The following is a 20,499-nucleotide window of genomic DNA, read 5'->3' on the forward strand; positions in this document are numbered from 1 at the left end:
AGTGGGATTTATGGATTGCTTCCCAAAGCGCTCAGCAACCGCGCACTCACCTCGGCCGCATCCAGCGTGGCGAACTGCATGTTGTGCTGCTCCGTCAGCGGGCCGTGGCCCGGCTCCATGCGGCCCGCAGCGTCGTAGCCCATGGCCTTGAACTTCCACACCCCGCCAACCAGCTTGAGCGAGCCCACATGCGCGCCATCGGCGGTGTGGACTGCCACTGCGGCGGCGTTGACTGGCAACAACTGCAAGGGGCCTGCCAGCGGGCCGGGCGGTATGTGGGCGAAGGTGCGGGTGAAAGTGAGCGGCAGGGGTGAGGAAGGGAGCATGGCGGTGTCTCTATCGCAAATGGCGTGGCGCTTGCGGCGCGGTGGCTCGATCTCTGCCCGGTGTGTCGCGTGTTGTGGGTGCTTTGCCGACCGATCGCAGGTTTCGCTCTGCACCCCGTGGGAGACTATGGGCGGTTTGCATGGATCATGCAATTGGTCTCTAGCACTTATCTGTCTCTGGCGGCCAGGTGCAGCCGGTGGCTACTAGCCGGTGCCGGGCCCTAGGCTCGGCCACCATCAATCCTTGAGGCTCACCCCCAGGTTGTCCAGCTTTTTTGCATACGAGTCCCTGCGTTTTACGGCCTTTGCAGCCGTTTCCGTGGCGGCTTGGACTGCCTTGGGGCCCTTGTTCGCCGCAGCTTTGATCAATCCGAGCTTGTGAGCGGCATCTGCCTGCGCCCGCTGGAAAGTGGCGATGAGTTCAGCATGGGCAACGGATGAGTTCACAGGGACTTTCCTATCAATCAGCGTCATCACCCTTGAAGGGTGACATCGGTGCGAAGTAAGGCGGTTCTCAATTCGCGAGTCGCAGGTTTTGAAATATCCACCTTTTGAACAGCCACGTCGAACGGTGAGCCCGGCCTGATGCTAGTTGGCAGTATCTTTTTTGCTGGATTCTTGGCGGGGTACGTGCCCTGACCCGGACACATGCGAACGGAAAACCCGAATTCTTCGAGTGCACCTTTTGCATACAACTCTGCCAGTTGTTGAAACGTCACGAAGGTTGAACGTTTAACGTCTTTGAGTCCTGGCTGGCTGATGTCGCGAACGATCTCAAATTTACCGAGTGAATCTCGCTGTGTATCGGTAAACGGATGCAGTAAGAAGGTCTGACGAACGCCATTCTTTTTGGACACCAGGGTGTGCTCGACGGTGATATCGGTTAGCAGCATGTTGTTTTCCTCGCTTTTCAAGCTGCAGCTTGCACAGCAGCATCATTCGCCATTCCACCCAAACTCGCAGACTGTGTTTTCACACCAAGCTACTGGGTAGCTGATGTCCTACCCCTTGAGATGCGAAGTGTTCGACGCAGAAAATTCTCATCTGAAGGCGGGGACTTTGACTAAACGGCAGCAAATGACAGATCCATATTGCACTGTGACAGGTCGTTTCGCATCGAAAGCTGTCATCAGTCCAAAAGAAAACGGCCAGCAAATATAGAAATTTGCTGGCCTTCTTTCCAATCAGGAGGTAATCACTTCCCCCACGAATCCTTCAACCCCACCGCCAAGTTAAACACCGGCTTCCCTACCTTGTGGTCAATACGATCCGCCACAAAGTACCCGTGCCGCTCAAACTGAAACTTGTCATCTGGCTTGGCATTGGCCAGTGACGGCTCCACGATGGCTGTCACCACCTTCAGGCTGTTCGGGTTCAGGCTTTCGATGAAGTCCTTGCCGCCCGCGTCGGGGTGGGCGTCCAGGAACAGGCGGTCGTACATGCGCACTTCGGCATTCACGCCGTCGGCCACGCCCACCCAGGTGATGGCGGCTTTCACCTTCACGCTGTCGGCGCCGGGGGTGCCGCTCTTGGTGTCGGGCACCACGGTGGCCAGCACTTCGGTGATGACTCCGTCAGCATCCTTGGTGCAGCCGGTGCATTCGATGACGTAGCCGCCCTTCAGGCGCACCTTGTTGCCGGGGAAGAGGCGCTTGTAGCCCTTGGGGGGCACTTCTTCAAAGTCTTCGCGTTCGATCCAGACTTCTTTGCCGATGGTGAAGTGGCGCACGGGGCTTTCCACGCCCTCGGGTGGGTGGGGAAGGGCGGGCAGGCTGCAGGGTTCCAGGTGGCCTGCGCCCATCACGTCGTCCCAGTTGGTGAGCACCAGCTTGACGGGGTTGAGCACGGCCATGCCACGGTGGGCTTTCAGCTCCAGGTCTTCGCGCAGGCAGCCTTCCAGGGTGCTGTAGTCGATCCAGCTGTCGGACTTGGTCACGCCGATGCGTTCGGCAAAGGTCTGGATGGAGGCGGGTGTGTAGCCGCGGCGGCGCAGGCCGACGATGGTGGGCATGCGGGGGTCGTCCCAGCCGCTGACCTTGTGGTCGTACACCAGCTGGGCGAGCTTGCGTTTGCTGGTGATGACGTAGGTGAGGTTCAGGCGCGCAAATTCGTACTGGCGGGGGGGCGGGCTGGCCAGCAGGCCGCCTTCGGTCAGCCGCTCCAGCAGCCAGTCGTAGAAGGGGCGCTGGTCTTCAAACTCCAGCGTGCACAGGCTGTGGGTGATTTGCTCCAGCGCGTCCTCGATGGGGTGCGCGTAGGTGTACATGGGGTAGATGCACCAGGTGTCGCCCGTGTTGTGGTGGGTGGCGCGGCGGATGCGGTAGATGGCCGGGTCGCGCATGTTGATGTTGGGGCTGGCCATGTCGATCTTGGCGCGCAGCACCATGGAGCCGTCTTCGTGCTGGCCGTCACGCATTTCGCGGAACTTGGCCAGGTTTTCGGCCGGGGTGCGGCTGCGGAAGGGGCTGTCCACGCCGGGCTTGCTGAAGTCGCCCCGGTTGATGCGGATCTGCTCCACCGTCTGTTCGTCCACGTAGGCGTGGCCGGCTTCGATCAGGTACTCGGCGGCGCGGTACATGAAGTCGAAGTAGTCGCTGGCCTGGTAGGGAGCGGCGTCGGGTGCGCCGTTCCAGTCAAAGCCCAGCCATTTCACCGCGTCGATGATGCTGTTGACGTATTCGGTGTCTTCTTTTTCGGGGTTGGTGTCGTCAAAGCGCAGGTGGCAGATGCCGCCGTAGTCGCGCGCCAGGCCAAAGTTGATGCAGATGCTCTTGGCATGGCCCACGTGCAGGTAGCCGTTGGGCTCGGGCGGGAAGCGGGTGCGGATCTTGGCGGGGTCGGGCTCGCCCTGGGCGTGGTGGGCGGCGTCGCCGGGGGTGCCCGCCCAGCGGCGGGTGGTGTAGGTGCCTTTTTCCAGGTCATGCTCGATGATCTGGCGCAAAAAGTTGCTGGGCTTGACGGTTTCAGGGGCCGCAGAAGTGGCAGTGGCGGCGGTATTGGCGGGGGAGGGGGTGCTCATGCAGCCATTTTAGGCGCCGGTTTCGTGATGGTTTACGCATAGAAACAGGCGCGTATACGTCCAGACACAACGTAAAGACGATTTTGTGCCATCCTTTTGCCTACTTGGTGCGTTATGTACCGGTGAGGTGAGTCCATTTGGCTGGCTGCCCTCGCTCAAACAGGAGATTTCCATGACGAAAACCCGTTCTATCTATGCCATGGCCGCTTCGGCTGGCGTGGCGCTGGCATTGCTGGCCGGCACGGGCGCAGCCCAGGCCCGCGACGTAAATTGGTCGGTTGGCATTGGCGTGCCTGGCGTGGTGGTGGGGGCCAGCAATGGCTACTACGCCCCCGCCCCGGTGTATGTGGCGCCGCCCCCGCCCGTTTACTACGCACCCCCTCGGCCCGTGTACTACGCGCCTCCCCCAGCGTATTACGCACCGCCCCCGGTCGTGTATTACGGTGATCGCGGCTACCGCCACCATCGGCACCACCGCCACCACGGATATGGCCATGGGTATGGCCACGGCCGCTGGGATCGTTGATCCCTGGTCTGATCCGCTGGCAGCCCGACCGGGTTGCCGCGTTGTGTAACCAACCTCTTGGGCGCCAGTCGCTCACAGGCAGCGTCTTTGCACAGGCTGCCTTTTATAGCGGCCCTTCGGGGCCGCTTTTCTTTGCACGCAGGCTTTTAGAACCTGTTCAAGATCTTTTCGGGGATTGCATTGGAGTGCAATCAGGATGAGTGGATGCTTCGGGTGCGCCGCATAATCGCGCACTCTGGCCTGCCAGCGTGGCAGGCGCAACGCCCCCGGAGTGCCGCATGTCTGTGAAGAAAAAAACCGTTTTTGTCCTGAATGGCCCCAACCTGAACCTGCTGGGCACGCGCGAGCCCGCTGTGTATGGCGCGGCCACGCTGGCCGATGTCGAAAAGCTGTGCGCCGACGCGTGCGAGCGCCATGGTTTTGCGCTGCGCTTTCACCAAAGCAACCACGAAGGCGCGCTGGTGGACTGGATTCACGAGGCAGGCCGCCTGCACGCAGCGGGCGAGCTGGCAGGCGTGGTGATCAACGCCGGGGCCTACACCCACACCAGCATCGCGTTGCACGATGCCACCAAGGGTACCGGCATCACGCTGATTGAGCTGCATATCAGCAATGTGCATGCGCGCGAGGCGTTTCGCCACCATTCGTACATGGCGGCAGCCGCCAAGGCGGTGATGTGTGGCTTTGGCGTGCTGGGCTATGGCCTGGCGATTGACGGCCTGGCGCAGTTGCTGGCCCAGCAACCTGCGGCCTGACGCCAGGCGGTAAGGGGACCCATAGACCCGTAGATATATGGCCCCGCCATTGCCCCTGCAGGTGTCTGAGGACGAGGTGGAGATCACCGCCATGCGCGCACAGGGCGCGGGTGGGCAGAACGTCAACAAGGTATCAAGCGCCGTCCACCTGCGTTTTGACGTGGCAGCATCGTCGCTGCCCGAGGATGTGAAAGAGCGCCTGCTGGCCCTGCGCGACACGCGCATCACGCAAGAGGGTGTGGTGGTCATCAAGGCCCAGCAGTACCGCAGCCAGGAGCAAAACCGCACCGATGCGCTCGCGCGGCTGAACGCGCTGATCAACACTGTGGCCGTGCCGCCCCGGGTGCGCCGCGCCACCAAACCCACCTACGGGTCGAAACAGCGGCGGCTGGAGGGCAAGACCCAGCGCAGCGAGACCAAGGCACTGCGGGGCAGGGTGCGCGACGGGTCTTGAACCGGGGCTCCCTGTGTGGTGGGTATCTCCACGGCCATCGTCGATGGCGCATTGGCATCATCTGTAGAACAATCTGTCCGGCCAGCAGGGCTTGGTACCAGGTGCTATCAGTCCTACATTCATTGCATTCACGGATGGAATTGCCATGACTGCCTTTGCCCAAGCCCCCCTCACTGCTCCCGCTGTGGTTCCCGCCTTGTTCGTATCGCACGGCGCGCCGCTGTTTGCGATCGATGCTGGCACCACCGGCCCCGCGCTCACGCAGTGGGGTGAAAACCTCAAGGCGCAGTACCCTGGCCTGCGGGGCGTGGTCATCATGTCGCCGCACTGGATGGCGCGTTCTGCCCAGGTCATGACCGGCCCGCAGCCTGCCACGTGGCACGATTTTGGCGGTTTCCCGCCCGCGCTGTACCAGCTGCAATATCCCGCCTCAGGCTCGCCTGCGCTGGCGCAAGAGGTGCTGGGGCTGCTGCAGGCCGCTGGTGTGGCTGCACAGGGCGATGCCGCGCGCCCCTTTGACCATGGCGCCTGGGTGCCGCTGATGCATTTGTTCCCGCAGGCCGACGTGCCCGTTGTGCAGGTGGCTCTGCCCGTGGGCGCTGGCCCTGCCGATGTGTATGCACTGGGTGCCGCGCTACGCAGCCTGCGCAGCCAGGGCGTGCTGGTGGTGGGGTCCGGCAGCATGACGCACAACCTGGCCGAATTCTTTGGCGGCGAGCGTGCGCCCGCGCCCTATGTGCTGGAGTTCAGCCGCTGGATCGAGGATGCGCTGGCCCGTGGCGACATGGCCGCGCTGCTCAACTACCGTACCCAGGCCCCCCATGCCAGCCGCGCCCACCCGACCGAAGACCATTTCTTGCCCATCTTCTTCGCGCTGGGCGCGGCGGGCGACGATCTGCACGCAAACTACTTGAGCCGCGAGGTGATGTACAGCATGCTGTCGATGGATGCTTTTGCCCTGGAGCCTGTCGCAGGACGGGCGGGTTAAGTAAGTTTTTTAGCTAAAAATGCCGCTGGCGCTTGTCTATGCTCAATCTACCGCTCACATTTTTGCAGCGACCCGCTGCTTCCACAACCCCCCGCCCCTGGCTGCTGGTGCTGATGCACGGCGTGGGCAGCAACGAGCAGGACCTGTTCAGCCTGGCGCCGCAGATCCCGGATCGGTTCCACGTGCTCAGCCTGCGCGCACCGTTTCGCATGGGGCCGGGCGCGCACGCGTGGTTTGATTTTTCCATCGAACCGGGAGGCGAACGCACCATCAACGAAGAGCAAGAGGCGCAAAGCCGAGCCTTGGTGGCCCAGGCGGTCGAGTCTGCCGCCGAGCAATTGGGCATTCCGCCCGAGCGCGTGGTGGTGGGCGGCTTCAGCCAGGGCGGCATCATGGCGCTGTCGCTGCTGCTGACCCGGCCCGCGCTGATGCAGGCCGCGCTGGTGTGGCACAGCCGGCTGCTGCAGCAGGTGGTGCCTTTGAGTGCGCCCGCCGACGCGCTGCGGGGCAAACGGCTGTGGCTGAGCCACGGCACGCACGACAACGTGATCCCGCTGGCCCACGCGCAGGCCATTGCGCACCACATGGCGCCGCTGCCGGTGACGGTGACGTACCACGAGTTCCCCAGCGCGCACGAGATCCGACCTTCTGAGCTGGCGGCCACGGTGGCGTGGCTGGAGTCATTGTCGACAACGCCAACGGCGTTTTAGTCGCGGGCTTCCGGGGCGCGGTCTACATCGCGTTACCGGCGCCTCATCCAGCAGGTTTCCAATCAAGCAGATCCCCAGGGGGGATTGATAGGGAACGCCCTGCGCCGCAGCCGCTCGGACAAGGGTTGTTCCCGTCTTGAAGGAGATCCGATGCCTGAAAACGAAACCGCCGAGTTCCGCCCCGCGCCACCGCGCGCATCCTCCACACCGTGGATCATTGCCGCCGTGCTGGCCTGCGCGGTCGGCGCCGGAGCCGCCTGGTGGTTCTGGCTGCGCCCGGTGGAGGCCCCGGGTGCGCCGCCCCCCGTGGCCAGCGCACCCGAAGCGCCCGTACCCCCACCGCCCATGCCCGAGGCATCGGGTCCCCAGAACCCTGTGGATGCGCTGGCCCCGGCAGATACCGCCTTGCCCGTATTGGCTGAATCCGACAAGCGAGTGGCGGAGCTGCTGGCCGAATTGCTGGGTAGCGACAAGGTCGCGTCGTTCTTGTTGACCGAAGGTTTTGTCCGCCGCGTGGTGGCCACGGTAGACAACCTGGGCCGCGCCCAGGCCCCGTCGCGCATGTGGCCGGTACAGCCTATGCCGCAGCGCTTTACGGTGGACGGCGAGGGCGATGCCCCCACCACGATTGCCACCACCAATGCCGCCCGCTACAGCGCCTTTTTGACTTTTGCCGAAGCCGTGCCCCTGGAGCCCGCCGTGGCCTTGTATGCGCGGCTGTACCCGCTGTTCCAGCAGGCGTATGAAGAGCTGGGCTACCCCAAGCGCTACTTCAACGACCGCCTGGTGGCCGTGCTGGACCACTTGCTGCTGGCGCCCGAACCCAAAAGCCCGCTGCGCGTGAAGCTCACGCCCGTCAACACCGATGTGCCCAACCTGCGCCCGTGGGTGCGCTATGAGTTTGTGGACCCGGCACTCGAATCGCTCACCAGCGGGCAAAAAATTCTGGTGCGGATGGGGCCAGCGAACCAGGCGCGCGCGAAAGCGCTGCTCCGTGATCTGCGCAAGCGCGTGGCAACCAGCGAGTTGCAGCTCCCCCAACGGTGAAGGAGGTGAGTGGCTGCTGCGCGTCGGCTACAGCGGCAGTGCCATGGTGCGCTTGACCTCCTTGAGCGAGAAGCTCGTGGAAATCTCACGCACGCCGGGCAGGCTGCGCACATGGGTGCGCACATAGTCGGCAAACGATGCGAGGTCGGCCGCCACCACCTCCAGCTGGTAGTCGTAGCGGCCCGAAAGGTTGTGGCACGACAACACCTGGGGCATCGCCATGACCTCGCGCTCCAGGGCCGATGTGGTGTCAGCCGTGTGGTCGTGCAGCGCCAGCTGCACAAAGCCCAGCACGCCCCAGCCCACACGCTGGCGGTGCAGATGGGCGTGGTAGCCCGCAATCACGCCCGCATCCTCCAGCGCGCGCACGCGCCTCCAGCACGGGGAGGTTGACAGCGAAACCGCTTCGGCCAGATCGCCCACGGTGGCGCGGCCATCGCGTTGCAGGGCGTTGAGGATCGTGCGGTCCACGGGGTCGAGTGGATGAGGGTGCATGGCAGTGTGTCCTGCTAATTGGGTAATTTGAGGCAAATTTTGCCTTCTTTGATCGTATGAAGGGTAAATAAGGCGAGAACTTACCCGTTGATGGGTTGAAGAATCTCCCTATTCCAAGGAGACCACCATGACCCGCACATCCGCCACCGGCTTCAGCACCCGCGCCATCCACCATGGCTACAACCCGGCCGACCACCAGGGCGCACTGGTGCCGCCCATCCACACCTCGGCCACTTTTGCCTTCCCCGATGTGGCCTATGGCGCGCGCTGCTTTGCAGGCGAGGAGCCCGGCTACTTCTACACCCGTATCGCCAACCCCACGCTGGCGCTGCTGGAGGGGCGCCTGGCCAGCCTGGAGCAGGGCGCAGGCGCCGTGGTGTTCGGCTCGGGCATGGGGGCCATCACGGCCACGCTGTGGTCCATGCTGGAGCCCGGCGATGAAATCCTGGCCGACCTTACGCTGTATGGCTGCACCTTCTCGTTTTTGCACCACGGGCTGGGCCGCTTTGGCGTGAGCGTGCGCCATGTGGACATGACCGACCCGGCCCACGTGGCCGCCGCGCTGAGCCAGAAGACCCGCGTGATCTACCTGGAAACCCCGGCCAACCCCAACATGCGGCTGGTCGACATTGCCGCCGTTTCGGCCCTGGCCCACGCCCAGGGCGCCAAGGTGGTGGTGGACAACACCTACTGCACGCCTTACCTGCAGCAGCCCCTGCTGCTGGGTGCCGATGTGAGCGTGCATTCCATGACGAAGTACCTCGGCGGCCATGGTGACCTGACCGCAGGCGCGGCCGTGTTTGCCGATGCCGAACTGGCCCAGCGCGTGCGCCTGTATGGTCTTAAAGACATGACGGGTGCTGTGATGTCGGCGCAGGACGCGCACCTTGTGATGCGCGGCCTCAAGACGCTGGCGCTGCGCATGGACCGCCACTGCCAGAGCGCTCAGAAAGTGGCCGAGTTCATCGCCGCCCACCCGGCTGCGGCGGCCGTGCACTACCCCGGCCTGCCCAGCTTTGCCCAGCACGCGCTGGCAAAGCAGCAGATGCGCCAGATGGGCGGGATGATCGCTTTTGAGCTGCGTGGTGGCCTGCAGGCGGGCGTGCGCTTCATGGACGCGTTGCAGCTCGTCACCCGCGCCGTCAGCCTGGGCGATGCCGAGACGCTGGCCCAGCACCCGGCCAGCATGACGCATTCCACCTACACGCCCGAGCAGCGTGCCGCCCACGGCATTGCCGAAGGGCTGGTGCGCCTGTCGGTCGGCCTGGAGGACCTGGATGACCTGCTGGCCGATATTGGCCAGGCACTGGACCTGGTGCAGGCGCTGGATTTCAAGGCCGAGCCCACTACGGGGAAGACTGCGGCAGCGGCAGCGCCGTCTTGTAACGCACCTGCTTAAGCGCGAAGCTGGAGCGGATCTTCTCCAGCCCTGGAATGGGGGAAAGCTGTTCGACGATGAAGCGCTCCAGCGCCGCAATGTCGGGCAGTGCCACGCGGATGAGGTAGTCCGAGTCGCCGCTCATCAGGTAGCACTCCATCACCTCATCGTGCTCGGCAATGCGCTGTTCAAAGTCGGCCAGCGCTTCCTTGCTCTGGCTTTTCAGGCTGATGCTGATGAACACGTTCAGTCCCAGCCCCAATGCCGCGGCGTTGGCCAGCGCTACATAACGGGCGATGACACCGTCGGTCTCCAGTGCCTTCACGCGTGCCAGGCAGGGAGACGGCGAGAGATGCACGCGCCGGGCCAGCTCCACGTTGGAGAGCGAGCCATCGGCCTGCAGTTCGGCCAGTATGCGCAGATCGGTGGCGTCAAGCTTCATGTGCTGCAATATTGGTTTATGGTGGAATATTGTGCTGCTATAGATGGCTAATTTTCGCAATTCGGCATCACATTTTTTGCAAATCCTTCTAGAGTGTGCTCCTATGAATGCCCCCTTGCCTTCCCATCTGCTCCATACCCAGGATGCCCTGGGCGACACTGACCCCCAGGAGACCGCCGAATGGCGCGACGCCTTTCTGGCCCTGGTCGCCACCGAAGGCCCCGAGCGGGCGCGGCACATGCTGCAAGAGCTGGTGCGGGTGGCGCGCGCACAGCGGATTGGCTGGCAGCCCGACCTGAACACGCCGTACGTGAACACCGTGGCGGTACAGGACCAGCCCGTGTTCCCCGGCGACTTGGCCATCGAAGAGCGCGTGGCTTCCATCGTGCGCTGGAACGCGCTGGCCATGGTGGTGCGCGCGAACCAGGCGTATGGCGAACTGGGTGGCCATATCGCCAGTTATGCGAGCGCGGCCGACTTGTTCGAGAGCGGCTTTAACCATTTCTTCCGTGCACGTGAGGGTGTGGGTGAAGGCCAGCACCGGGGCGACCTGGTGTTCTTCCAGCCCCACAGCGCGCCGGGCGTGTATGCACGTGCATTCCTCGAAGGGCGTTTGTCCGAAAAAGATCTCATGCATTACCGCCAGGAGCTGACCGCTCCGGCTGCGGGCGCACAAGGCCTTTCGAGCTACCCACACCCGTGGCTGATGCCGGACTTCTGGCAGTTTCCCACCGGCTCGATGGGCATCGGCCCCATCAGCAGCATCTACCACGCGCGCTTCATGCGCTACCTCACGCACCGCAATTTGCTCGACTGCAGCCAGCGCAAGGTGTGGGGCGTGTTCGGCGATGGCGAGATGGACGAGCCCGAATCCATGAGTGCCCTGACCCTGGCCGCGCGCGAGGGGCTCGACAACCTGGTCTGGGTAGTCAACTGCAACCTGCAGCGGCTGGATGGCCCGGTGCGCGGCAACGGCCGCATCATCGACGAGCTGGAGCGCCTGTTCGCGGGTGCTGGCTGGAACGTGGTCAAGCTCGTGTGGGGCAGCGACTGGGACGGCCTGTTCGCCCGCGATCTGACCGGCGCCCTGGTGCGAACGCTGGAAGGTACGGTGGACGGCCAGATGCAGACCTTTGCCGCCAAGGACGGACGCTTCAACCGCGACAACTTCTTCGGCCAGAACCCCGAGCTGGCGGCCCTGGCCCAGGGCATGACGGACGAGCAGATCGACCGCTTGAAGCGCGGTGGGCACGACCTGGTGAAGATCCACGCTGCCTACGCTGCTGCCAGCGCGCACAAAGGCCAGCCCACGGTGATCCTGGCGCACACCAAGAAGGGCTACGGCATGGGCACGGCCGGCCAGGGCAAGATGACCACGCACAGCCAGAAGAAGCTGGACGAGACCGACCTCATCGAGTTCCGCAACCGCTTCAACCTGCCGCTGTCCGACGAGCAGGCTACGAGCCTCGCCTTCTTCAAACCCGCCGAAGACAGCCCCGAGATGCGCTACCTGCGCAGCCATCGCCAGAACCTGGGCGGCTACCTGCCGCGCCGCGAGACGGCGTGCGACGCGCTGCCCGTCCCATCCATAGAGAGCTACGCGCAGTTCGCGCTGCAGGCCGATGGCAAGGAGATGAGCACCACCATGGCCTTCGTGCGCATGCTGGGCACCTTGCTCAAGGACGCCACGCTGGGCCCGCGCATCGTGCCCATCGTGGCCGACGAGGCGCGCACCTTCGGCATGGCCAATCTGTTCAAGCAGGTCGGCATCTACAGCAGCGTGGGCCAACGCTACGCGCCCGAGGACATCGGCTCGGTGCTGAGCTACCGCGAGGCGCTGGACGGCCAGATTCTGGAAGAAGGCATCAGCGAAGCCGGCGCCATCGCCAGCTGGACCGCTGCAGCCACCAGCTACAGCGTGCACGGCCTGGCCATGCTGCCGTTTTACATTTACTACTCAATGTTCGGCTTCCAGCGCGTGGGCGATGCCATCTGGGCCGCTGCCGACCAGCGTGCGCGCGGCTTTTTGCTGGGCGCCACGTCGGGCCGCACCACGCTGGGCGGCGAGGGTCTGCAGCACCAGGATGGATCGAGCCACCTGGTGGCAGCCACCATCCCCAACTGCAAGGCCTACGACCCAGCCTACGCAGGCGAGATGGCTGTGATCATCGATGCTGGCATGCGCGAAATGGTGACCGAGCAGCGCGACGTTTTCTACTACGTGACACTGATGAACGAGAACTACGCCCAGCCCGACCTGCCCGCCGGTGCTGCAGAAGGTGTGTTGCGTGGTTGCTATGTTTTTAAGAGCTACTCGCGCTTGATAGATAAGCGCGAGAGCACGATTTCATCCAAATCCGTCACCCTGATGGGCTCTGGCGCCATCCTGACCGAGGTGGTCAAGGCCGCCGAACTGCTGGCCGCAGAAGGCGTGGAAGTGACAGTGCTCAGCGTGACCAGTTGGAGCGAGCTGGCGCGCGATGGTGTGGCGTGCGAGCAGCGTTGGCTGGCGGGCGAATCCGCGCCTGCATCCGCATGGCTGACACAGCAGCTGGCCCCAACACGCGGGCCTGTGATTGCAGCCACCGACTACGTGCGCGCCGTGCCCGAGACGGTGCGGGCGCTTGTCCCCGAGGGCCGCAAGTATGTGACCCTGGGCACGGACGGATTTGGACGCAGCGACACGCGCGCTGCACTGCGCCAATTTTTTGGCGTAGACGCTTCCAGCGTGGCCCAAGCTGCACGACGCGCGATGGCCGCTGGCTGACGAACATGGGCGCCGTGTGGGCGCCTGCTGTCGTTCCGTGATTCCGCAATTCCGCCGCCGGGGTGGGGTGGGTGAATGCCGTTGCCCAATTCGGCGCAGGCTTCCTACAATGGCCCAGCAACCGCGAGAGGGCGCCATGACACACGTCACCTGGGACCACAACCCGCCGACCACCTGGACAGCCATGGCGGACGGGCAAGCACTTTGCTCCATCAAGCGCAAGGACATTGGCGGCTGGACGGCGGTCTGGATGGATGAGCGCCTGTGGCCAGCGCCACCCCATCTGCCCAAGGCCATGCCCCAGCCCACACGGTTTTTCAGCAGTCTGGAAGAAGCCAAACTGGCGGTCGAACAGGCGCTGTCGGCCTGAAGCGTTGTCGGGCCTGAATCCGTCAGGCATCCAGCAGCTGGCTGGATTCCATCAGGTGTTGAAGTGCTTTGTTTTTTATAGCGGCCAACGCAATACCAACGGGCGCCAGGGCCGACACTGATTCGTGGAACTGCTTTTTTTACAGCGCCCACCCGCCATGCCGACTGCAAGGCACCAAAGGGCCTTGCACCTTGGCCCCTTCGGTGCCTCAGGGGCCGCAGCCACATGGTCAGGGCAGTTTGACGGCCGCCACGGCGTTGGACGTGGAGATGAAGAGTGTGGTGTCGCGCACGGCAAGGCCCCAGGGCTCGTCGATGAGGCCGGGCAGGTCTCCTGCCGCAAATCCCTGGCCCCAGGGTTTGCCCACCAGCGTGCTGACCTGGCCATCGACGCCAATCTTGCGCACCACATGGTGGCGCGGATCTGTCACATAGACGTTGCCCTTTGCGTCGGCTGCCAGGTGGGCCTGTGAGTCGGAGAGTGCCGTGCCTGTGTCCACGGCCAGTTGCGCCGACGATACGGGGCCATTCACCAGCCCGGGGGGCATGTCCGCGCGGCCTGCAACGGTGCTCACGCTGCCTGCGGGGGTGATCTTGCGGATGGTGGGGCCCACGCCCGTGATGTTGTGGTAGCGCCCATCGACCACATACAGGTTGCCCGCAGGGTCGAGTGCCATATGGCCCAGCGCCGAGAACAGCGCCGAACCGGCAGGGCCGTCTGCATGCCCCCGTGCGTTGGGGTTGCCTGCAAACAGGCTGACGGCACCGGTCGGGTTTATCTTGAAGATCACGCCTTGCAGCGACGATGCGTACAAGGTGCCCGCATCGTCGGCGACCAGGCCCGTGATGCCAAGATCCAGAAATGCTGGGATGGCATTCAACTGAGCGGACAGGTCGGCAAAAACTGCGACGTTGCCTGCGGGCGTGGCCTTCAGGATGCGCTTGAGAGAGTACGAGTAGATGTTTCCGGCACCATCCACGGTGAGTGCTTCAGGGCCGCAGAAGGCGACTTCGTTGATTGGCCCCGTGATTTGCGAGCACGGGTTTTTAACCCTGCCCAGGGTGCCCACCATGCCATCCGGCTGAATAGTTCGAATGGCTGCATTGTTGCGGTCGCGCACATACAGGGTGCCTGATTTGCCCACGGCCAGCGCCCCCGGGCCGTCAAACCGGGCTGTGCTCCCGCTGCCATCGGCCCAGCCAGGACTGGGTGCCGTTCCCACTTTCAAGTCGGCAGCGCCATCGCGGGGGTAGCGGTGGATCAGTGCGTAGCTTTGGAAGCTGCTGGACGCGCTGTTTTCGGTGACGAGGAAGCGCCCTTGGGCATCCACCGCGAGGCGTTTGGCAGCGCAAAAGGCAGGCGGCAGGCCATCGGCGCCGAAGGCGCAGTCCGCTGCGCGCCGCACGGTGGTGACGGAACCATCGGCAGCGATCTCGCGCAGCGGCGTGCCCAGGTGCCTGTCCAGCACAAATATCCGGTTGGAGCGGTCTATGGCAATGGCTTGCAGTTCGCCAAACTTGGCCGCTGATGCCGAACCGTCCACATGGCCAGCGTTGCCCTGGGCCACGGTGCCTGAGAGCACCGTGGCCTGTCCACCGGGCGCAAATTTGCGCACCACATGGTCGTTGGGATCGGCGGCGTACAAGGCCCCGGCGGAGTCGGTCGCCAATTGCACCGGGTAGAAGCGCGCGGGGTTGTTGCGCCCTTGTCCTGGCGTCGGAATCTGGCTGACCTTGAACACCACGGTGCTGACCACGCCGGCTGGTGTGATTTTGCGGATGGGGTTGCCCGTGGGCTCGGCAGGCAGGGTCTGCGTCAAAGGTGCCCATTCAGAGACATAGACATTGCCATCCTTGTCCACGGCAATGCTGGTGGGGCTACACAGCGTAGCCGCCGTGCCGGTGCCGTCGGCATTGCCACACACGCCCACCTGGCCGGCCAGCGTGGTGACGTTGCCGGATGCATCGATCTTGCGCACCAGGTGGTTCCCGGCGTCGGCCACGTAGGCGTTGCCCGCCGCATCCACCGCCACGGCCAGCGGCGCGTTGAAACGGGATGCTGTGCCTGCGGCGTCCAGGTAGCGCGTCTCGGTGCTGCTCGCGCCACTCCGTGTGGGGCCGCCGCCTGCGACTGTGGTGAGCTGCCCGGTGGGGGAGAGTTTGCGAATGGTGTTGTTGCCGGTGTCTGCCATCAGCACATCGCCCGCGGGGGTGAGCGCCATACCACCCGTTTCGACGCTGATTTTTGCGAAAGCCCCGGTGCCATCCTGGTTGCCCGGGCCGTCGGTGCTACCTGCCAACAAGGACAGGGCTGTGGCGGGCGGCGGTGGCGGGGCTGGTGTATCGCTGGAACCCCCGCCGCAGGATGCAAGCACAGGGATTGCCAGCGAGGCCAGCAGCCTCCAGCGGGCTCGGTGTGGGGTGCGTGGTTTGCTTTGCATAAAAATCCTATGAAAATGTTGGGTCAGAGTCGCAGACTGGCCATCAGCCCGATGAAAACGCATGGGAGGGGAAGTTGGTCACCGCCATCTCATCCAGGCTGACTCCAAAGCGGGCCGTCGCGAGTGCGGCGCTAGCGCTGAGGTAGGGGTGTCAGAAGAGCTGTCCCCAGACGCGGCGACCACGGGGACTCCCAATGCAGCAAGCAGGCCAATGCGTCGCAGTCGATCCTTGGATGCGGTGTTGGGCATGAAGCTCCCTATCGCGAATTTCGGTTTTGACTTTCGCAAAGCAGTGCCCAGGCAAACAGCGCGCCTCAAGACAAGGCGGTTGTTGCATCCCTGTTTGCATAAGAGCGGCTAACAAAACTCTTCTGGCGTGGTTGCCGCGTCATGTCGTACTGCTCGTACAGCCTGCGACGCAACGCTAGCCAGAACCGCTTCGCTGAGTTTGTTAGCCGCTCTAAGTCCTATCGGTGACGTTGGGGCAACGATACATGACGGGACGAGTTTATGGGCTGTGTATGACAGCGGCCAAGTAACTGTCGGTTACGGCAGGCGGGCATACGTTAAAACACCCGGCCCTCCCAATTGGCATGAGGATTTTGAGATGGCTGTGGGGTTAGCGCACAGGCGGGCAGAAAAATGCATCCAGCACCGGCATCAGCGCCGGAAACTCCTGTGCAAAACGCTCGCGGTTGACAAAGTACGCCTCGCAGGCCACCGCAAAAAACTCGGACTGTGATGTGGCCCCGTAGGCGTCCAGCCAGGGGCGTTCTGCTCCAAAGCGCTCGGCCAGGATCACACGCTCGCGGAACTGCTCGTACGCTGGCTCCCAGGCGGCCCACCAGGCCTCGTAGGCGGCGCGTCCGGTGCGTGTCCCCATGAAGCCTGCGGGCAAGGGCGGGCAGCCGTTGGGTTCGCCGCTCTTCATGTCGAGCTTGTGCACGAACTCGTGCACCACCACGTTGTGGCCGCGTGCCGTGTTCTCGGTGGCATTGGCCACGTGCTCCCAGCTGAGCATGATGGGGCCGCGCTCCATGGCCTCGCCCAGCAGCACCTGGGTGTGTTCATGCACCACGCCGGCCTCGTCCACCGTCTGGCGGCGTGCCACGGCTTCGCCAGGGTGCAGCACGATGCCCACAAAATCGTCGTACCAGTCGAGCGCCTTGGCCGGGTCGCCCCAATGCAGCAGGGGCAGGCAGGCCTGCGCCGCAATGTCGATGGCCATGGCGTCGGTCACCACCAGGCCGTGGGCGCCGTGGAACTCCTTGTGGTGCAGAAAGAGGGCGCTCAAGGCGCGCAGCTTGGACTGGTCGTGCAGCGAGAGCGCCGCCAGAAACGGGTAACGCTGCAGGGTCTGGAGCCACAGCGTGGCCGAGATGTCGGGCACGGGGGCCACCGTGGCGCGGACGCGGCTCCAGAGCCGATGGAAAAGAGGGGGCATGGCGATCAGGCAGCGGGTGGTGAAACCCCGCGCAGTTCAGGATCGCGAGTACTTGGGGGTCAGGGACCGCCGTTCCAAGCCCGTGTGCGACAAACGCAGTGTTTCCGCGCGGGGCGGTCGTGCAGCGGCATCCCAGTCGCTGAGCACCACGCGCTGCAGGCCGGGCGCCAGCACATGGTTTGCGGGGCGGTGGGTGTGGCCGTGAATGAGCGTATGCGCCTGGGCCGCGTGCAGCCAGGTGATGGCGGCCGGGCCGTCTACGTCGGCATAGGTGACGCCCGACTGTTTGCGTGCCTCGCTCTCCTGGCGGATGCCACGGGCCTGTGCGCGACGTGTGGCCAGGGGCTGCGCCAGAAACTGTTGCTGCCACTCGGCACTGCGGGCCTGCACGCGAAAGCGCTGGTACTCGACATCGTCCAGGCACAGCAGGTCGCCGTGGCTGAGCACGAAGCGCTGGCCGCCAAACACCAGCACCGTGGGGTCTGCCAGGCCAGTGATGCCACACTGCGCCAGGAACCCCGGGCCCGCCAGAAAGTCGCGGTTGCCGTGCATGAAGTACACGGGCAGGCGCTGCGCGGCGGCCCGCAGGGCGGCGCAGCCTTCGGCCTCGAAACTGCCAGGTTCGCCCATGGCGTCATCGCCCACCCATACCTCGAACAGGTCGCCCAGGATGAAGAGGGCATCGGCCGTGGTGGTGGCCAGGTAGTGCTCGAAAGCGGCCACTGTGGCGGGCTCGCTGGCCTGCAGGTGCAGGTCCGAAATGAAATCGACCGTGCGCCAGTGCGATGGAGCGACAAGCTCCTCGAGCCGGGGCACGGTCGTGGTCACGGAGATCGCGGTCAGATCAGAGTGCGATCAAAGCGCAACAGCCTTTTCGATCACAACGTCTTCCTTCGGCACGTCGTCATGGAAACCCTTGCGGCCCGTCTTCACGGCCTTGATCTTGTCCACCACGTCGGTGCCCGACACGACCTTGCCGAACACGGCATAGCCCCAGCCCTGGGCCGAGGGTGCGGTGTGGTTCAGGAAGCCGTTGTCGGCCACGTTGATGAAGAACTGGGCGGTGGCCGAGTGGGGGTCGCTGGTGCGGGCCATGGCCACGGTGTAGTTGGCGTTCTTGAGGCCGTTGTTGGCTTCGTTTTCGATGGGCGCGTCAGTGCCCTTCTGGGTCATGCCGGGCTCAAAGCCGCCGCCTTGCACCATGAAGCCAGGGATCACGCGGTGGAAGATGGTGTTGCTGTAATGGCCCTTGTTCACATAGGCCAGAAAGTTCTCGACCGACTTGGGGGCCTTGGCGGCATCGAGTTCGAGGGTGATGACACCGTAGCCGGTGATGTGCAGTTCGACCTGGGGGTTGCTCATGGCAATGCTTCCTTCAAAAAAATGGCGGGGTCACTTCACCAGGGTGGCGGAGTTGATGGTGACGGGAGTGGTGGGCACGTTCTGGTGCGGGCCCTTGTTGCCGGTGGCCACGGCCTTGATCTTGTCCACCACGGCCGTGCCTTCGACCACCTTGCCGAACACGGCATAGCCATGGCCGTCGGGGCTCGGGGCGTTGAGCATGGCGTTGTCCTTCACGTTGATGAAGAACTGCGATGTGGCCGAGTTGGGGTTGCCCGTGCGCGCCATTGCAATGGTGTAGGTGTCGTTCTTGAGGCCGTTGTTGGCTTCAAGGGGAATAGGGGCCTTGGTGGGCTTGGGAATCAGGTCGGCGGTGTAGCCACCGCCCTGGATCATGAAACCGTCGATCACGCGGTGGAACACGGTGCCGTCATAGGTCTTGTCCTTGACGTAGCCCAGGAAGTTTTCCACCGTTTTGGGCGCCTTGGCCGGGTCGAGTTGCACCACGATGTCGCCCATCGAGGTAGACAGCTTGACCTTGGGGGTGTCTTGCGCCTGTACGGATGCTACTGAAAAAATAGCTGTCAGCGCAATACCAGCAAGCGCCAGGGTCGAATTTCTTCTGGAAATCATCCAATCACTCCTTCGAAAAATATCTGCCATTGTTGGCCCCGCCGCGCCCAGTACTGGCGTTTGACGGGACCCGTGCGGGCGCCTTCGGCGACTTCGCCGAACGTTACCACCATGGTGTCGGCGGAGTCTGTCCAGCGCAGGTAAGACTTGTCCTTGAGGTGGAGTTCCCGGCCTTTCAGGGCGCGGGTCTCCGCCTGGAGCACCTGGGTCCATTCGTTGAGCGGTTTTTTGCGGTAACTCTGGAAGTCTGACGCGTAAAAGCCCAGCAACCGGTTCATGTCGCCCTGGGTCTTGGCATTGCGCCAGGCATTGAGCACCGCGTCGAAAGACTTGCGGTCCGCCTGCACGGCGTGGGGCGCTACCCACTGCAGCTGGCGCGCAATGACCACGGGGGTGGAACGGGGCTCCACGGTGCGCAGAATGCGTTCCAGGTCGGGGTTTGCCAGCACCAAGCAGCCATCGGTGGCCAGGGGCGCGCGGGCAAACTGGTCGGGTGGCGTGCCATGCAGCCAGATGCCGCTGCCGGTCTTGCCCCGGCTCTGGTCCAGGGGGTTGGGGTAGTTGATGGGCAGCGCGCCTGCGCCGTAGAAGTCCTTGAGCGTGGCGGGGTCCAGGCGGCTGGTGATGAAGTACACACCAAGCGGTGTGCGCTGGTCGCCCTCCAGGCTTTTCTCGATACCCAGCTTGCCGACCGAGGCGTAGTAGTCGGCCACCAACTGCAGGCCCTTGGGCGTGTTCTCGAAAAGGTACAGGCGCGAGCGCGAAGCGTCCACTGCAATGGCATGGCGCGAGCGGGGCGAGAGTTCCAGGAACTGGGCGGGAATGCTGTGTGCGGGTGGGCGGCTGCGCTGGGCGTCCACGCGCTGGCGCGATTCGTTGCGCAGCTCTTCCAGGGTGGTGGCTACCTGCAGGCTGCGTGCTGTGTCGGGCTCTGGCACATCGCCCATGCGGCGGATGGGCCGTGTGCGCGACATGAGCAGGTCGCCCACGGCCAGTTGCGCCAGCTGGAAGTTGGGATAGTCACGTGCAAGGGTTTCGGCCTGGGCCAGTGCCTCGCGGCTGCGGCCTTCTGCGATGAGCTTGTACACGGCCAGCAGGCGTGTTTCTGCCTGTCCGTCGCGCAGGTTGGGCGCCTTGGTGTCGGCTGGCTCTGTCGAAGGCTGGGTGGCGGCGCGGCGCACTTTTCCGCTCTGGGCGTGCGCCGGTGCTGCCTGCAGCAGTGCGGCGAGGAACAGGGTGCCTGCCGCAGCCCGGCGGCTTGGTGCAGACAACTCCACAAACATGCGCGGTTTCAGGTTCAGGCCTTCAGGGGCTCGGCAGCAGGCACAGCCCCGCACGCTGCGCAGGCCCAGGGTCGGGGTTCA

Annotated in this window: 21 protein-coding genes; 9 read left to right on the forward strand and 12 right to left on the reverse strand. The window is 64.1% G+C overall.

Annotated features, from left to right (window positions below; translation table 11 throughout):
* Positions 1-8: 8 nt before the first annotated feature.
* The 4 genes from KW832_RS06420 to KW832_RS06435 all read right to left on the reverse strand — a co-directional run bounded on the left by KW832_RS06420 (position 9) and on the right by KW832_RS06435 (position 3,345).
* Positions 9-326, reverse strand: a complete 318-nt coding sequence (locus KW832_RS06420; RefSeq protein WP_218299272.1) for a hypothetical protein — start codon at positions 324-326, stop codon at positions 9-11.
* 237 nt (positions 327-563) lie between these two features.
* Positions 564-800 carry a hypothetical protein gene (locus KW832_RS06425; protein ID WP_255577550.1) on the reverse strand — a complete coding sequence of 79 codons (237 nt, stop codon included), beginning with the start codon at positions 798-800 and terminating at the stop codon, positions 564-566.
* A complete protein-coding gene (locus KW832_RS06430) occupies positions 800-1,219 on the reverse strand; it encodes a hypothetical protein (RefSeq protein WP_218299273.1) in 420 nt (139 codons plus the stop codon). Before KW832_RS06430 ends, KW832_RS06425 begins: the two co-directional genes overlap by 1 nt.
* A gap of 302 nt (positions 1,220-1,521) precedes the next feature.
* Positions 1,522-3,345: a glutamine--tRNA ligase/YqeY domain fusion protein gene (locus KW832_RS06435; RefSeq protein WP_218299274.1), complete on the reverse strand. Its 1,824-nt coding sequence runs from the start codon at positions 3,343-3,345 to the stop codon at positions 1,522-1,524.
* A 172-nt stretch (positions 3,346-3,517) separates the two neighbouring features.
* Here KW832_RS06435 and KW832_RS06440 point away from each other — a divergent pair, with 172 nt between their 5' ends.
* From KW832_RS06440 to KW832_RS06465, 6 genes are all read left to right on the forward strand, one after another.
* Positions 3,518-3,871, forward strand: a complete 354-nt coding sequence (locus KW832_RS06440; protein WP_055393575.1) for a hypothetical protein — start codon at positions 3,518-3,520, stop codon at positions 3,869-3,871.
* Positions 3,872-4,149: 278 nt separating this feature from the next.
* Entirely contained in the window at positions 4,150-4,626 is a 477-nt protein-coding gene (gene aroQ / locus KW832_RS06445; protein WP_010460374.1) for a type II 3-dehydroquinate dehydratase, read from the forward strand.
* A 37-nt stretch (positions 4,627-4,663) separates the two neighbouring features.
* Positions 4,664-5,080 (forward strand): alternative ribosome rescue aminoacyl-tRNA hydrolase ArfB, encoded by a 417-nt coding sequence (gene arfB, locus KW832_RS06450; RefSeq protein ID WP_055393573.1) that lies wholly within the window; start codon positions 4,664-4,666, stop codon positions 5,078-5,080.
* 145 nt (positions 5,081-5,225) lie between these two features.
* Positions 5,226-6,068, forward strand: a complete 843-nt coding sequence (locus KW832_RS06455; RefSeq protein WP_218299275.1) for a class III extradiol ring-cleavage dioxygenase — start codon at positions 5,226-5,228, stop codon at positions 6,066-6,068.
* A gap of 38 nt (positions 6,069-6,106) precedes the next feature.
* Positions 6,107-6,778: an alpha/beta hydrolase gene (locus KW832_RS06460; protein WP_055393569.1), complete on the forward strand. Its 672-nt coding sequence runs from the start codon at positions 6,107-6,109 to the stop codon at positions 6,776-6,778.
* A gap of 150 nt (positions 6,779-6,928) precedes the next feature.
* Positions 6,929-7,825 carry a DUF3014 domain-containing protein gene (locus KW832_RS06465; RefSeq protein WP_218299276.1) on the forward strand — a complete coding sequence of 299 codons (897 nt, stop codon included), beginning with the start codon at positions 6,929-6,931 and terminating at the stop codon, positions 7,823-7,825.
* A 27-nt stretch (positions 7,826-7,852) separates the two neighbouring features.
* On the opposite strand, the gene KW832_RS06470 is transcribed toward KW832_RS06465, so the two are convergent.
* Positions 7,853-8,320, reverse strand: coding sequence for an Lrp/AsnC family transcriptional regulator (locus KW832_RS06470; protein ID WP_008903283.1), 468 nt, complete (start codon positions 8,318-8,320; stop codon positions 7,853-7,855).
* Positions 8,321-8,447: 127 nt separating this feature from the next.
* Here KW832_RS06470 and KW832_RS06475 point away from each other — a divergent pair, with 127 nt between their 5' ends.
* Complete coding sequence (locus KW832_RS06475) at positions 8,448-9,719, forward strand: methionine gamma-lyase (protein WP_218299277.1); 1,272 nt, start codon at positions 8,448-8,450, stop codon at positions 9,717-9,719.
* Here the strand turns inward: KW832_RS06475 and KW832_RS06480 are convergent.
* On the reverse strand, positions 9,667-10,140 hold the full coding sequence (locus tag KW832_RS06480; RefSeq protein ID WP_218299278.1) for an Lrp/AsnC family transcriptional regulator: 474 nt from the start codon (positions 10,138-10,140) through the stop codon (positions 9,667-9,669). The genes KW832_RS06475 and KW832_RS06480 overlap by 53 nt on opposite strands.
* Positions 10,141-10,243: 103 nt before the next feature.
* On the opposite strand from KW832_RS06480, the gene mdeB reads away from it, so the two are divergent.
* Both mdeB and KW832_RS06490 read left to right on the forward strand, forming a co-directional pair.
* A complete protein-coding gene (gene mdeB / locus KW832_RS06485) occupies positions 10,244-12,907 on the forward strand; it encodes an alpha-ketoglutarate dehydrogenase (RefSeq protein WP_218299279.1) in 2,664 nt (887 codons plus the stop codon).
* Between the two features lie 136 nt (positions 12,908-13,043).
* Positions 13,044-13,277 (forward strand): hypothetical protein, encoded by a 234-nt coding sequence (locus tag KW832_RS06490; protein WP_121419532.1) that lies wholly within the window; start codon positions 13,044-13,046, stop codon positions 13,275-13,277.
* A 229-nt stretch (positions 13,278-13,506) separates the two neighbouring features.
* On the opposite strand, the gene KW832_RS06495 is transcribed toward KW832_RS06490, so the two are convergent.
* The 6 genes from KW832_RS06495 to KW832_RS06520 all read right to left on the reverse strand — a co-directional run bounded on the left by KW832_RS06495 (position 13,507) and on the right by KW832_RS06520 (position 20,418).
* Positions 13,507-15,498, reverse strand: coding sequence for a hypothetical protein (locus KW832_RS06495; RefSeq protein ID WP_218299280.1), 1,992 nt, complete (start codon positions 15,496-15,498; stop codon positions 13,507-13,509).
* Between the two features lie 838 nt (positions 15,499-16,336).
* A complete protein-coding gene (locus KW832_RS06500; RefSeq protein ID WP_218299281.1) occupies positions 16,337-17,161 on the reverse strand; it encodes a zinc-dependent peptidase in 825 nt (274 codons plus the stop codon).
* A gap of 36 nt (positions 17,162-17,197) precedes the next feature.
* A complete protein-coding gene (locus KW832_RS06505) occupies positions 17,198-17,989 on the reverse strand; it encodes a UDP-2,3-diacylglucosamine diphosphatase (protein WP_218299282.1) in 792 nt (263 codons plus the stop codon).
* A 27-nt stretch (positions 17,990-18,016) separates the two neighbouring features.
* Positions 18,017-18,523: a peptidylprolyl isomerase gene (locus KW832_RS06510; protein ID WP_218299283.1), complete on the reverse strand. Its 507-nt coding sequence runs from the start codon at positions 18,521-18,523 to the stop codon at positions 18,017-18,019.
* Positions 18,524-18,553: 30 nt separating this feature from the next.
* Positions 18,554-19,135 carry a peptidylprolyl isomerase gene (locus tag KW832_RS06515; RefSeq protein WP_218299284.1) on the reverse strand — a complete coding sequence of 194 codons (582 nt, stop codon included), beginning with the start codon at positions 19,133-19,135 and terminating at the stop codon, positions 18,554-18,556.
* Positions 19,132-20,418 (reverse strand): murein L,D-transpeptidase family protein, encoded by a 1,287-nt coding sequence (locus tag KW832_RS06520; RefSeq protein WP_218299285.1) that lies wholly within the window; start codon positions 20,416-20,418, stop codon positions 19,132-19,134. The genes KW832_RS06515 and KW832_RS06520 overlap by 4 nt, the downstream gene beginning before the upstream one ends.
* Positions 20,419-20,499: the final 81 nt, after the last annotated feature.

The sequence above is a fragment of the Acidovorax sp. sif0632 genome, assembly GCF_019218805.1.
Classification (GTDB): Bacteria; Pseudomonadota; Gammaproteobacteria; order Burkholderiales; family Burkholderiaceae_C; genus Acidovorax; species Acidovorax facilis.